The 12,505-nt window shown below is 63.2% G+C and carries 10 protein-coding genes; 5 read left to right on the forward strand and 5 right to left on the reverse strand.

Annotated elements, in window-relative coordinates; translation table 11 throughout:
* Positions 1 to 11 precede the first annotated feature (11 nt).
* Positions 12 to 2,048, reverse strand: a complete 2,037-nt coding sequence (locus tag ACVJ5M_RS29500; protein WP_354095303.1) for a molybdopterin-containing oxidoreductase family protein — start codon at positions 2,046 to 2,048, stop codon at positions 12 to 14.
* A gap of 269 nt (positions 2,049 to 2,317) precedes the next feature.
* Between ACVJ5M_RS29500 and ACVJ5M_RS29505 the strand changes: the two genes are divergently transcribed.
* On the forward strand, positions 2,318 to 2,593 hold the full coding sequence (locus tag ACVJ5M_RS29505; protein ID WP_038941960.1) for a DUF3303 domain-containing protein: 276 nt from the start codon (positions 2,318 to 2,320) through the stop codon (positions 2,591 to 2,593).
* A gap of 491 nt (positions 2,594 to 3,084) precedes the next feature.
* Here ACVJ5M_RS29505 and ACVJ5M_RS29510 read toward each other — a convergent pair whose 3' ends face one another.
* Positions 3,085 to 4,644 (reverse strand): acyl-CoA carboxylase subunit beta, encoded by a 1,560-nt coding sequence (locus ACVJ5M_RS29510; protein WP_063983837.1) that lies wholly within the window; start codon positions 4,642 to 4,644, stop codon positions 3,085 to 3,087.
* Positions 4,574 to 5,548: an IclR family transcriptional regulator gene (locus tag ACVJ5M_RS29515; RefSeq protein ID WP_063983838.1), complete on the reverse strand. Its 975-nt coding sequence runs from the start codon at positions 5,546 to 5,548 to the stop codon at positions 4,574 to 4,576. Before ACVJ5M_RS29515 ends, ACVJ5M_RS29510 begins: the two co-directional genes overlap by 71 nt.
* 94 nt (positions 5,549 to 5,642) lie before the next feature.
* On the opposite strand from ACVJ5M_RS29515, the gene ACVJ5M_RS29520 reads away from it, so the two are divergent.
* From ACVJ5M_RS29520 to glsA, 4 genes are all read left to right on the forward strand, one after another.
* Positions 5,643 to 5,864 (forward strand): acetyl-CoA carboxylase biotin carboxyl carrier protein subunit, encoded by a 222-nt coding sequence (locus tag ACVJ5M_RS29520; protein ID WP_135214343.1) that lies wholly within the window; start codon positions 5,643 to 5,645, stop codon positions 5,862 to 5,864.
* A gap of 167 nt (positions 5,865 to 6,031) precedes the next feature.
* Positions 6,032 to 7,195, forward strand: coding sequence for a TAXI family TRAP transporter solute-binding subunit (locus tag ACVJ5M_RS29525; protein ID WP_063983839.1), 1,164 nt, complete (start codon positions 6,032 to 6,034; stop codon positions 7,193 to 7,195).
* Between the two features lie 42 nt (positions 7,196 to 7,237).
* Positions 7,238 to 9,436: a TRAP transporter permease gene (locus tag ACVJ5M_RS29530; RefSeq protein ID WP_063983840.1), complete on the forward strand. Its 2,199-nt coding sequence runs from the start codon at positions 7,238 to 7,240 to the stop codon at positions 9,434 to 9,436.
* A 22-nt stretch (positions 9,437 to 9,458) separates the two neighbouring features.
* Positions 9,459 to 11,306 (forward strand): glutaminase A, encoded by a 1,848-nt coding sequence (gene glsA, locus ACVJ5M_RS29535; RefSeq protein ID WP_063983841.1) that lies wholly within the window; start codon positions 9,459 to 9,461, stop codon positions 11,304 to 11,306.
* Positions 11,307 to 11,321: 15 nt separating this feature from the next.
* Here glsA and ACVJ5M_RS29540 read toward each other — a convergent pair whose 3' ends face one another.
* Positions 11,322 to 11,624: a nucleoside triphosphate pyrophosphohydrolase family protein gene (locus ACVJ5M_RS29540; RefSeq protein WP_014495972.1), complete on the reverse strand. Its 303-nt coding sequence runs from the start codon at positions 11,622 to 11,624 to the stop codon at positions 11,322 to 11,324.
* Between the two features lie 26 nt (positions 11,625 to 11,650).
* Entirely contained in the window at positions 11,651 to 12,178 is a 528-nt protein-coding gene (locus ACVJ5M_RS29545) for a carboxymuconolactone decarboxylase family protein (RefSeq protein WP_028146557.1), read from the reverse strand.
* Between the last annotated feature and the right edge of the window lie 327 nt (positions 12,179 to 12,505).

Below are 12,505 nucleotides of genomic sequence, written 5' to 3' on the forward strand. Positions count from 1 at the left end.
GATAGCCTCGTCTACAACGATGCCTGCCTTCGCGCGACCTCCACGCGGGCGCCGTAGTCGGACTGGCCAACGGAGAAGTGAAAAAGACTGAGAGCGTCCCCGGTCAGGACCGCGTCGCCGGACGTGAGATGATTGAGGCCAACCCAGCCATCGCGCATCCAGACCACTCCGGGCTTGACGTCGTCGGTGACGCAGGCCTTTGCCGCGAACTCGCCCCGCTGATTGTAAATCCTGATCGCATCCCCGTTGCTGAGCTGACGCGCCTCTGCATCCACCGGCGATATCCAGAGTTGCGGGGCGACATTGTGCTTTGCCAATGCCGGGAGAGCCTGGCCCTCGTCATAGAACGAATGAAAATGTGTCAGCGTCCTTCCGAAGCTCAGCGACAACGGATAGGGCGAAGCCTGGTCGCCGCCGTACACCGGAAGTGGCGGAAGCCCGAGCCTTGCCGCCTGCGGCGAGCAGAATTCGATCTTCCCGGACGGTGAATCGAATTTCCGATCCGCATAGGCGACCGCGGGCACGTTAAGAGGCAAAAAGCCACCGGCAGCGCGCAGCGACGCAACAGTCGCATGGCCGGTTGTCGTGTCATTCAAGATGACATCGATCACCTCTTCGATCGACGCCCACGGAAAGAGGTCAGCAAGCCCGAGGGAGTCTGCCAAAGAACTCAGGATTTCATAGATCGGGCGCGTCTCTCCCTCCCGCTCCAGTGCACGCTCCATCAGATAGAGGTGCGTGTTCGTCACCTTAAATCCCAATTCCTCGAGCCAGGCGGTTCCAGGCAGCAGCACATCGGCGAAACGCCGCGCCGTTTCATTCATGAACAGATCGACGCAAACGACCAGACCCGTCTTGTCGAGACCATGGGAGATTTCACCGGCGTCCGCGAAGGACGACAGCATGTTGGTCCCCAGCAGGAGCAAAACCTTGAGCTGCCCGTCGGACAAGGCCTTTGCGATGTCGGGCATTTGATTGGCAACATAATTGCCCGGCGCGCGTGCCACACCCGTATTCAGATTGCACATGGCCGCACTGTGGGCGCCATGACGTGGGCCGAGACCGCCGCCTGCAACCCCAAAATTGCCGGTCAACGCCGGCAGACAGCTGATCGCACGCGCCGCGTGCCAGCCGTTGGCACTCTTGTGCATGGAGCTGCCGCCGAGAAGGATCATGGCTGGTCGCGTGGACGCGTACGCTCTGGCGAACGACGCAATCTGGCCTTCCTCAAGACCGGTCTCGGCTGCTGCCCAGGCCGGCGTGAAGGGCAGAACGTGAGACGACAATTCCGCGAAGCCGACGGTATGCGCTTCGATAAACTCAGAGTCGTAGAGCTTTTCAGTGACGATGACGTGCATGACGGCCAAAGCGAACACAGCGTCCGATCCAGGGCGGATCAGGAAAACTTCATCCGATTGAGCCGCCGCTTCCGTTCTCCTTACATCGATCGTGATGACTTTTGCCCCGCGACGCCGAGCGGCGACGATATGACGGGCGGTATTGGGCTGACTCGAAATGTTCGCGCCCCAAAGCACGATCATGTTCGAGTTCTCAGCCATATCCTCCTTGGTATTGACCTTGAGCGCGCCCGTCAGCCCCACTCCAAAACCGCCAAGCCCCCAACAGACCATTGCAGGATGCCAGTTCTGGCATCCATACATATGCGCGAAACGCTGCATCAACTGCACCGTCACGGCACTGCCCACGGTGAAGCCGCCATGCCCCGCCCATAGACCCACCGCCTCGGGTCCAGCCGACCGCATCCGCTTCGCCATGAAATCCAGCGCCTCGTCCCAGCTTACGCGGCGCCAGATGTCGGTGCGGCGATCGTCGCGAATCTGGGGGTAGAGCAGTCGCTTCGGATTGCCGAAGATCTCGCTGGTCGCGCGCCCGCGAACGCAAAGAAACCCGGCACTGTCCGGATTATCCTTGTCTCCGCTCAGCGTCTTGAGCCGACCGCTCTCGACCTCAACCTGCATTCCGCAAAACGTCGGGTGGCAGTTCATCGGACACATGGTGCGGACGATCTTCGCATCGACAGCCGACATGAGCGAGCCCTCCCGGTCTCATTCCCGAGATGATCTTATCAGAGACGGGATAGGTCGGCAGCCCCAATGAGTTCCCCGTTCGCGCCGCTACGGCCGTATCGTCATGTTCTCCGGCGGACGCCGGTGACACACGACCAAGTCCGCTACGGCGCCTCCATCGCACTAACCCACGGCTTCATTCGCCGTTGTTATTCGATATGCCAGCGCTATTGTGCGCGGGCGGCGCAGCCGCAGCATTCATCCAATAATTCAGATTATGGGAGAATCGCATGAAATTCATTACAACCTGGAGTGTACCTCAAGGCACCTTCAATGCGGCCGTCAGCCGTTTTCTGGAAACCGGCGGAGCGCCACCCGAAGGCGTCAAGATGCTGGGCCGGTGGCATGGCATGAACGGACAGGGATTTGCGATCTCTGAATCGAGCGATCCAAAGGCGATGTATCGCTGGCTCGCACAGTGGGCTGACCTGCTCCCATTGACCGTCACACCCTGTCTGGAGGATGGCGACGCGGGCGAAGTGATGGCCTCGCTGCCCAAGCGCTAATCGTCAATCCTCATGTCGCTGCCGCTGAAGACCGGCGGCAGTGACATCCCCGGCAGGTCTAAAATGTCGATCTGTCCGGCCGAAGGCGTGGCCGTTTCCGTGGCGGCTTACAACGAATGTGTTTGCGGGTATTTCGATAGGGCCGTCAGTGACGGCCGCGATTCCTTTAGCGCTCAGGTGGCGGGCGTGGAATCACCCATTGCTCGAGGCGATCGATTGATGCCTCCCGTTCATGCTGGCCCAGCCAAACCGTAAAGAGAACCAGCGCGGCGGCGAGAGCCCCGATGCCGAAATACAGGTTCCTCATGCGCGTTTGAATGCACAGCGCCGGAAATGGTTCCACGCATCACGACTTGCACCGCGCCGCTCCACGAGGAGCGAAGCGACGAAGCAATCCAGACGGCCTCCGCGGGTAAAGTCTGGATTGCTTCGCGGAGCCCGTCATCGGGACTTCGCTTCGCGCGCCCCCGGTTGCTCGCCATGACCGCAACCTACGGCCTGATCGTCATGTTCTCCGGCGGCCCCGCCTTCCGCAGCGGCTCGGCCAGCCTCGCGAACTCGCACAGCAGCGACCTTGTCTTCCTGGGATCGATGATCTCCTCGACCCAGAATTTTTCGGCCGAGCGGAACGGCGAGCGCAGCTTGTTCAGCCGTTCCTGGATCTCGTTGAGCTTGCCCGCCTTGTCCTCGGCCGCATCGATGTCGGCGCGGTAGGCGGCTTCGATGCCGCCTTCGAGCGGCAGCGAGCCCCAATAGGCCGAGGGCCAGGCGTAGCGGATCGAGAAGCGGTCGGCCGGCTGATGCACCACGCCGGCGACGCCGAAGGCGTTGCGGAGGATCACGGTGCACCAGGGCACGGTGGTCTGGTTGACCGCGGCCATGGCGCGGACGCCGTGGCGGATGGTGGCCGCCTTCTCAGCATCGAGGCCGATCATGAAGCCCGGGCAGTCCATGAGATAGACGATCGGCAGGTGGAAGGTTTCCGCGAAGTCGACCCAGCGCACCACTTTCTGGCACGCATCCGCGGTCCACGAGCCGCCGTAGTGAAAGCTGTCGCTCGCAAGCACCATCACCGCCCTGCCCTCGAGCCGGGCGAGACCGACGATGATTGGCTTGCCGAAATTCTTGGCGACCTCGAAGAACGAGCCCTTGTCGACGACCGATTCGACGATCGGCCGCATCTTGTAGACCTGCTTGCGGTTGCGCGGCACCGCGTTCATCAGGGCTTCTTCGGTGCGCTCCGGATTGTCGGTGCAGGGCAAGGTCGGCGGCAGCTCATAGACCGATGACGGCAGATAAGAGAGGAAACGTCGCGCGCAGGCGAACGCCTCTTCTTCCGTATCGACGGCGTGATCGACCGCGCCGGCGCGAGTCTGGATGTCGGCGCCGCCGAGCTCCTCCTTCGAGAGGTCCTGCCCGAGCGCCTTCACCACCGGCGGCCCCGCGACGAACATCGCGGACTTCCGGGTCATGATGGAATAGTGGCTGGCGGCAAGGCGCGCCGCGCCAAGGCCCGCGACCGAGCCGAGACCGAGCGCGACGACCGGCACGCGCGACAAATTCTCCGTCGTGAAGCGATACCAGCGCGTGCCGCCGATGCCGCCCGGCAGATTGGCCGCGCCCTTGGTCTCGATGGTCTTGACCGAGCCGCCGCCGCCGGAGCCCTCGATGATGCGGACGATGGGCAGACGGAAATCATGCGCCATCTCCTCCGCCATCAACGGCTTGGCCGAGATCGACGCATCGGCCGAGCCGCCGCGGACGGTGAAATCGTCGCCGACCACGACGACCGTGCGGCCTTCGACGCGCGCGCGGCCGAACACGCAGTTCGCCGGCGTCAATTTCTGCAGCTCGCCACTGGAATCGTACTCACCGATGCCGGAGACGGCACCGATCTCGTGAAAGCTACCGCTGTCGATCAGTCTGTCGATACGCTCCCGAACAGTCAGTCGGCCCTGGTCATGCTGACGCTTGACCTTGTCAACGCCGCCCATCTCCCGCGCGAAGGCTTCGCGCCGGGCGAGCTCGTCGAGTTCCGGCTTCCAGTTCATTCACTCCCTCCGAATTGATCGGCTTGTTATTGTTATGCACGGCCATTGCGACCGGTTTGCGCGAGAGGCGGTTGTTGAAGACATCACCTTCGGCGCCCTCCATCAGGCTTCCGAGCGAGCGGCCGAGCGCGACCATCAACGGCGCGACTTCGGCATGCAGACGTTGCTCGTCATACATCGACGACAACAGCCCGATCGTGATGACGACGAAGGTCTGGTATTGCGGCGACCAGATCGGCACCGCGAGGCCGTTGATGTGCGGGCTCCACAGGCCGCAGGCCGTGACATAACCGCGCTCGAGCAACGACTGCCGGTTGGCCTCGATGCGGGGCCGCAGGATTTTCGCAGCCTCGGGCGCTTCCCGTTCCATGTCCGTAATGAAGGCATCGCCGACTTCAGGCGCTAGCGCCGCCGTGTAGGCCGCGCCCGCGGCCGTCGAGGCCATCGAGATGCGGCTGCCGGTGCCCTCATGCAGACCGAGCGCAGTCGCCGAGCGCGCGAACTGGAGATAGACCAGATGGAAGCGATCGGGGACGACGAAGCCGACAGTGCCTGGCAATTGCTCGGCGACTTCCTGGAGCCGCTGCCGGATCATGCTGCGCAGCTGCGCGCCCTTCATCATCGAGGCGCTCATCGCCACCGCGCTCGGGCCGATGCGATATTTCTGGTCGCGCGGCAGGTACACGAGTTGCCCCATCCGCGTCAGCGTGTGCGTGAGCCGCGACACCGTCGAGCGCGGCAGGCCGCAGCGATTTGAAATCTCGAGATTGCCGAGTCGGGCCTCATGGCCCTCGAAGCATCGCAACACGTCGAACGCGCGCGACACCACCTGGATGACATCACCCTCGCCGGCATCGCCAGCGAGCGCACCTTGCCTGCTTAACCGCTCCGATCGTCGTCCCATGTTCCCTACCGTTCGTTCCGCTCTGCGGAATTAAATTCCACTTGCAGACGACGCTACCTCAGGCATTTTGCGACGACAACAAAAAGGCGATGGCATGCCAGAAATTAAGATCGTCACGGAGGTCGCGGGTCGCATCTGCGCAACTCCCGTGCAAGTTGGAGGAACCGTTGCGGATGGCGATGACGTTGTAGTCGTCGAAGCCATGAAGATGGAGATACCTGTGCCCTCGCCCGCGAGCGGCACGATCAAATCGCTGCTCGTCAAGCTCGACGACGTCGTCGCCGAAGGACAGGCGATCGCGATCGTCGCGAACTGACTGCATTATCCGTGGCTTCCGCGACAATCTGTCTGCCTCATCGCCGCGTTCGCGGTACGGCGTTGCCATCGCCTGATCGCGATGACATGATCCGTTTCAAACAAAAAACTGTTTCAAACAAAGAATTAAACTCTTCGCGGCAAACGCGAGGATCATTGGAGGGAAACATGCTTCGTGGGCTGACCATGCTCGCGCCTGCCTTGGTTGCGGGCATTGCTTTTGCGTCTACAAGCTATGCAATCGCCGAAGACGTCAAGCTGCCGGCGACATTGACGTTCACCGCCTATGACACCGGCACCGCCGGCTTCAACATCGCGGTCGGCGTCGGCAAGATGATGAAGGACAAATACGGCACCGATGTGCGCGTGCTGCCTGCAGGCAACGACGTCGCGCGGCTTGCACCATTGCGCGCCAAGCGCGCGGCGTCATCCGCGATGGGATCTGGCACCTATTTCGCGCAGGAAGGCGTGTTCGAGTTCGGCTCGAAGGAATGGGGCCCGCAGCCGCTCCAGATCATGCTCTCGAGCGTCGATTGCAATTGCGGTTCGCTTGGGGTCGCAGCCGATAGCGGCGTGAAAGATCTGAAAGACCTGAAAGGCAAGCGCGTCGGCTTCGTCGTGGGCTCGCCCGCGCTGAACCAGAACTCGCTCGCGGTGCTCGCCTTTGCAGGCCTGACGCAGAAGGACGTCAAGGTCGTCGAGTTCGCGAGCTACGGCGCGATGTGGAAAGGCCTGATCAACAACGACACCGACGCCGCCTTCGGCACCACCATCACCGGCCCCGCCAAGGAAGCCGAGACCTCGCCGCGCGGTCTGGTCTGGCCGCCACTGCCCGCCAAGGACAAGGAAGGCTGGGCGCGGATGCAGAAGGTCGGCTCGTTCTTCTTCCCGCAGACCGCAACCTGCGGTGCCGGCATCACCCCGGACAAGCCGATCGAGCTCGGCAACTACCCCTATCCGATCTTCGTCGCCTATGCCTCGCAACCGGCCGACCAGATCTATGCGATGACCAAGGCGATGACCGTCAACTACGACGCCTACAAGGACTCCGCGCCCGGCGCCGGCGGGCTCGCCGCCGACCGGCAGACCAAGAACTGGGTGGTGCCGGTGCATCCCGGCGCGGTGAAGGCCTTGAAAGAAGCCGGGCAATGGTCTGACGCGCAGGACGCCCACAACAACAAGCTGTTCAAGCGACAGGAAGTGCTCGGTGCGGCGTGGGCGGATTACGGCAAGTCCAATCCTCCATCGGACGAAAAGGCCTTCCTCGACGGCTGGATGAAGGCGCGCGCCACGGCGCTGGCCAAGGCCGACATGCCGAACGGGTTTGACTGATCGTCAAGCTGCCTGCCGCAGAACTGTTTGAGGAGAGCGCCGATGTCAGAGACTGCGGCAGCGCCGGCGACGAAGGTTGAGTTCGCAGATCCGCATCTCGGCGCCGCCGCCGACCTGCAGGAAGCCGAGGTCACGCGCGTCCGTACGCTGAAGGGCGCGTGGCGCTGGGTGCTGATGGCGGCCACCGCGGCCACCATCCTGTTGTGTGTGAACCAGCAATTCTCGCTGCGCTTCTTCATCGACTACACCCAGCTCAACACCGAATATTTCTACCTGCTGATAGCGCTGATGCTCCCATTCACCTTCCTGATCTTTCCAGGATCGGAGAAGGCGCCGCTCGACCGCATCCCCTGGTATGACCTCCTGTTGTTCGCCGCGACCTTCGGTTCGGCGATCTGGCTGATGCTCAACATCCGCAAGGCCGCGCAATTCGGCTGGGAGTTCGATGGCGCGCCTGGCAACGTCATCGCCGCCGGGCTCGTGATGTGGTTCGTGCTGATGGAGGCGCTGCGGCGCACCGGCGGCTGGAGCCTGCTGCTCAGCGTGCTGCCCTTCACGCTCTATCCGTTGTTTGCGGACTCTTCCTGGCTCGGGCCGTTCCGCGGCACGCAGTCGACGCTGCAGCAGACCACGTCCTATCACATGCTCTCCGGTGAGAGCCTGCTCGGCATTCCCATCCAGGCCTTTGCCGACACCGTGATCGGCTTCCTCGTCTTTGGCACCGCGCTGATGATGACGGGCGCGGGCAAATTCTTCATCAACATCGCCTTCGCGATGTGCGGCACCTTCCGCGGCGGCGCGGCAAAAGTCTGTGTGTTCGCATCCGGCCTGCTCGGCACCGTCGGCGGCAGCATCGTCTCCAATGTTCTGACAGCGGGAACGATGACGATCCCCGCGATGAAGAAGACGGGGTTCACGCCGTCCTATTCCGGCGCGATCGAGGCCTGCGCCTCGACCGGCGCCGTGCTTGCCCCGCCCGTGCTGGGCGCGACCGCCTTCGTCATGGCGCAGTTCATGAACACGGGCTATGCCGACGTCGCGCTCGCCGCCACCATCCCCTCGATCCTCTATTATGTCGGCCTGTTCGCGCAGGTCGACGCCTATGCCGCCCGCCACAAGCTGAAGGGTCTGCCGCGCGCCGAGCTGCCGCGCTTCTGGGACGCTTTCAAAGAGGGCTGGTACTATCTCTTCGTGATCGTCGTGCTCGTGGTGATGCTGCTCTACTTCAAGCGCGAGAGCCACGCGCCGTTCTATGCCTCCGTGCTGCTCGTGATCCTGCATCAATGGTCCGGGCCGGCGCGCTGGAGGCTCGGCAACACGCTGGTGCTCGCCGGTTCGATCGCGGCAACGGCTGCGATGTTCTGGTTCGGCGTGCTCAATGCCGCGCTGTGGGGCATGTGCCTGCTGGCCGCGCTGAACGAATTCTTCCCCGGCAAGAACTGGGGCGGCGCGCGCTGGCTGCATTTCCTCGAACTCAACGGCAAGACCTTCGTCGAGCTGATCGCGATCCTCGCCGGCTGTGGCCTCTTGATCGGCGCCTTCTCGCTCACCGGCGTGATCTCGAGCCTCGCCAACGACCTGCTCAGCATCGCCGGGGGCGATGCCTTCCTGCTGCTGATCATGTGCGCCATCACCAGCCTGATCCTCGGGCTCGGGCTGACCACGACCTCCTGCTACATCTTCCTGGCCATTCTGGTGGCGCCGGCGCTGGAGAAGCTCGGGCTGAACAAGATGGCCGTGCACATGTTCATCTTCTACTGGGGCATGCTGTCCTCGATCACGCCGCCGGTGGCGATCGCCTCCTTCGCGGCGGCCGGCATCGCCGGCGCGCCCGCGATGAAGACGGGCTGGGAGAGCATGTGGGTCGGCAGCATCATCTATTTCATCCCGTTTTTCTTCGTGCTCAATCCGGCGCTGCTGCTTCAGGGCAGCAACCCGTATCTGGAGGCATTCGGGCTGACCGGACTTGCCTGCTTCGGCATCGTCTTCATCTGCGGCGGCATCCAGGGCTACCAGGCTTTTGTCGGCGACCTTCGCGGCGCCGGCCTGATGGAGTGGCCTTTGCGGGTGCTGCTGGTGATCGGCGGCTTCGTCGTGGCCACCCCGGGCGGCGGGATCATGCCGCTGTCGCAGATGCAGGTCACGCTGCTGGGCCTCGCGATCCTCGTGCCCACGGTTTTGATCGCCCTGCTGCTGGTCCGGCGGCAGGCTGTGGTGCCGGACGGGTTGCGCGTGCCCTGATTGCGTTGCACAAAGACAGGCGATGACAACGCTTTCGCCTCTCGCCTCCGCCTGGACCCGCTCGAAGCCGCCCTTGCTGCGGTTTCTGGGCAATTGTCTCAACGAATTCTCGGCCGAGACCTCCGGCGCCGTTGCCGACTACATCCCCGAGCTTAGCAAGGCCGACCCTGCCCATTTTGGCATCAGCCTCGCGACCCTGGACGGCCATGTCTACGAGGTCGGCGACAGCCGGGTGCCCTTCACCATCCAGTCGATGTCGAAGCCCTTCGTGTTCGCGCTGGCGCTGGACCTCCTGGGCGCCGGCCGCGTCGAGAGCGCGATCGGCGTCGAGCCCTCGGGCGATCCCTTCAACTCGATCCGGCTCAATTCCGAGAACCATCCGTTCAACCCGATGGTCAATGCCGGCGCGATCGCCTGCACCGGGCTGATCTATGACAGCAAGGGCACGGAAGCCTTCGAGCAGATCCGGCTTGCGCTCAGCCGTTTTGCGGGGCGCGATCTCGCGGTGGACGAGGCCGTTTACAGCTCGGAGAGCCAGACCGGCGACCGCAACCGCGCCATCGGCTACCTCCTCAAGACCAATGCGGTGATCTCGGACAATGTCGCGGGCGTGCTCGACGTCTATTTCCGGCAATGCGCGGTGCTGGTCACGGCGCGCGACATCGCGGTGATGGCGGCGACGCTCGCCAATCGCGGCGTCAATCCCGTAACCGGAGAGCAGGTGCTGACACCCTACGCCATCTCGCGCACGCTGTCGGTGATGACGTCGTCGGGCATGTACGACTACGCCGGCGAGTGGATCTACCGGATCGGCATCCCCGCCAAGAGCGGCGTCGGCGGCGGCATCCTCGCGGCCCTTCCCGCCCGGCTCGGGCTCGGCTGCTATTCGCCCAAGCTCGACAAGCACGGTAACAGCGTGCGCGGCATCAAGGTCTGCGAGGCGCTGTCCTCGCATTACGACCTGCACATGCTCAACCGCAGGGACGACGCCCGCAACGCCGTCATCGCCGACTACGACATCGGCAAGAGCCCGTCGCGGCGCGTGCGCCGGCCGCAGGAGCGCAAGATTCTGGCCGGGCATGAGCAGGAGGTGCGGGTTATCGAGCTGGTCGGCACGCTGTCGCTGTCGGCGGTGGACTATGTCTCGCGCCGGCTGGCCGGACAGCCCCGGCCGCAAATCGTGATCTTCGATCTCCACCGCGTCACCTCCACCACGCGCGCCGGGGCGCGGCTCGTGGCCGAGGCGTTCGAGGAGCTGGCAGCGCTGAACGTGACCGTCGTACTGTCAGGGGTCAGGCGTGCGTCGAAGGAATGGGACAGCCTGCGGGAATGGACGGCGGAGCTGAAGAACGTCCGCGACTTCTATCTGCTCGACACCGCGATCGAATGGGCGGAAGACCAGATCGTCTACCGCTACGGCGGCTCGATCGATTTCCACGAGACCACCGAGCTCGCCGAGCAGCCGCTGCTATCAGGCATGAGCGAGGAAGAGCTGACCGACCTCGCCTCGATCTGCACGATCCGGACCTTTCCATCCGGGGCAAAGATCATCACGACAGGCGACCCCGCCGATTTCCTGTTCTTCCTGCGCAGCGGCGCCGTACATGTCACCCTGCCCGACGGCGTGCGGCTGGCGACGCTGACCGCCGGTATGGCCTTCGGCGAGATGGCGCTGCTGGAGCCGACGCGTTCGGCCGATGTTTTCGCGGACATGGCGGCGACCGCATTCGAGGTGCCGCTGAAGGATTTCGAGCGCTTCCGCAAGCAGCACCCGCGCGCCTCCGAGCGCATCATGCGCAATCTGGCGCAGCTGCTGGCCGACCGCCTGATCGTCGCCAATGCCAAGGTCGACATTCTGACGTCGACGTGAGCGCGCTGATCCGGGTCAGCGGCTCGCGGCTTCGCTCAGTCGCCGCTTGATCTTGGCCGCGCTCGCCTTGAGCAATTCGGACGGCTGCTGGCCGGTCGCGGCGCACAGGCAGGCCCAGTAATAGATGACATCGCCGAGCTCATCGACGAGGCCCGCCTTGTCGAGCCAGTCATCGCGCAGCAGCTTCTTGATGTGGTCGGCCACCTCGCCGGATTCGCCGGCGAGGCCGAGCCCGAGATAGGACAGCCGCTCGTTGGACGGATGCTCATCGACTTTCGCAATGCTCGCGGCCCAGACCGCGTATTCATCGATCGTCATCGGCAGACCTCGCCACAGTTTTTGGATTAGCCCACCACTTCCGTGACGGGCTGGAGATCGATTTCAAAAGTCTCCAGAAATTTCGACGTCATGATGTAGAAGCCGACCGAAAGCTGGAGTTCGACCAGCGCGGCCGGTGTCAGCTTCGATGCGATCGCCTTGAACGTCGCATCCGTCGGCTTCTTCAGCTTCACGATCTCGTCGGTGAAGGCGAGCGCGGCGCGCTGCACCTCATTGAAGCAGGTCGCGGCCTGCCAATTCTCCAGCGCTTCGTTCTGCTCGTCGGTGACGCCGACATTCTTGCCGATGCGCTTGTGCGCGACGATCTCATACGGCGCCTCGCACAAAATGCCGGTGCGGGTGATCGCTAGCTCACGCACGATGGGATCGAGCTCGCCCTTGTGGCGGATGGCTCCGCCGAGCCGGCAATACTGCTCAAAATAGCTCGGCGAGTGCGCCATCATGCGGAAGATGTTGGCGTTGCGGTTCTTGTCGAGAATTTCGCGGGTGCGGTCGGACGCCTTGAACGGGTCGCTGTAGTTGATACGGGCCATGATTTACCTGAAGATTTCCTTGACGATTTCCTTGGGCCTTTGATGCTTTTTGTCGTTAGCGGCGAGAGTCCCACGAAACTGTATTCTGGCGTGACCGCAACAGCAACATCATCGAGTCAAAATGCCGCCGCATTGCTGATCGACCTTGGGACAGTCGATATTCGCCGTGTGGGGACAAATCACGGTGAATACTCGCATGGGGTGTTCCGAGTAAAAAACAATTGACCGTCGGGTGCGCTAGCCGCGCAACGATGAGTCACGCCCAAGTCTAGGGAGAAAAAGGCATGAAGGAAGAAGCCACCAAGGGGGCGGCCTCGGGAGCGCTCG

It is taken from the genome of Bradyrhizobium sp. S3.7.6 (assembly GCF_054061875.1).

Excerpts from the sequence above, each read along its gene's own strand:
- ACVJ5M_RS29505 (WP_038941960.1), top strand. The coding sequence starts at position 2,318 with ATGAAATTCATTACAACCTGGAGTGTACCTCAAGGCACCTTCAATGCG.
- glsA (WP_063983841.1), top strand. The coding sequence starts at position 9,459 with ATGACAACGCTTTCGCCTCTCGCCTCCGCCTGGACCCGCTCGAAGCCG.
- ACVJ5M_RS29530 (WP_063983840.1), top strand. The coding sequence starts at position 7,238 with ATGTCAGAGACTGCGGCAGCGCCGGCGACGAAGGTTGAGTTCGCAGAT.
- ACVJ5M_RS29515 (WP_063983838.1), bottom strand. The coding sequence starts at position 5,548 with ATGGGACGACGATCGGAGCGGTTAAGCAGGCAAGGTGCGCTCGCTGGC.
- ACVJ5M_RS29540 (WP_014495972.1), bottom strand. The coding sequence starts at position 11,624 with ATGACGATCGATGAATACGCGGTCTGGGCCGCGAGCATTGCGAAAGTC.
- ACVJ5M_RS29525 (WP_063983839.1), top strand. The coding sequence starts at position 6,032 with ATGCTTCGTGGGCTGACCATGCTCGCGCCTGCCTTGGTTGCGGGCATT.
- ACVJ5M_RS29500 (WP_354095303.1), bottom strand. The coding sequence starts at position 2,048 with ATGTCGGCTGTCGATGCGAAGATCGTCCGCACCATGTGTCCGATGAAC.
- ACVJ5M_RS29510 (WP_063983837.1), bottom strand. The coding sequence starts at position 4,644 with ATGAACTGGAAGCCGGAACTCGACGAGCTCGCCCGGCGCGAAGCCTTC.
- ACVJ5M_RS29520 (WP_135214343.1), top strand. The coding sequence starts at position 5,643 with ATGCCAGAAATTAAGATCGTCACGGAGGTCGCGGGTCGCATCTGCGCA.
- ACVJ5M_RS29545 (WP_028146557.1), bottom strand. The coding sequence starts at position 12,178 with ATGGCCCGTATCAACTACAGCGACCCGTTCAAGGCGTCCGACCGCACC.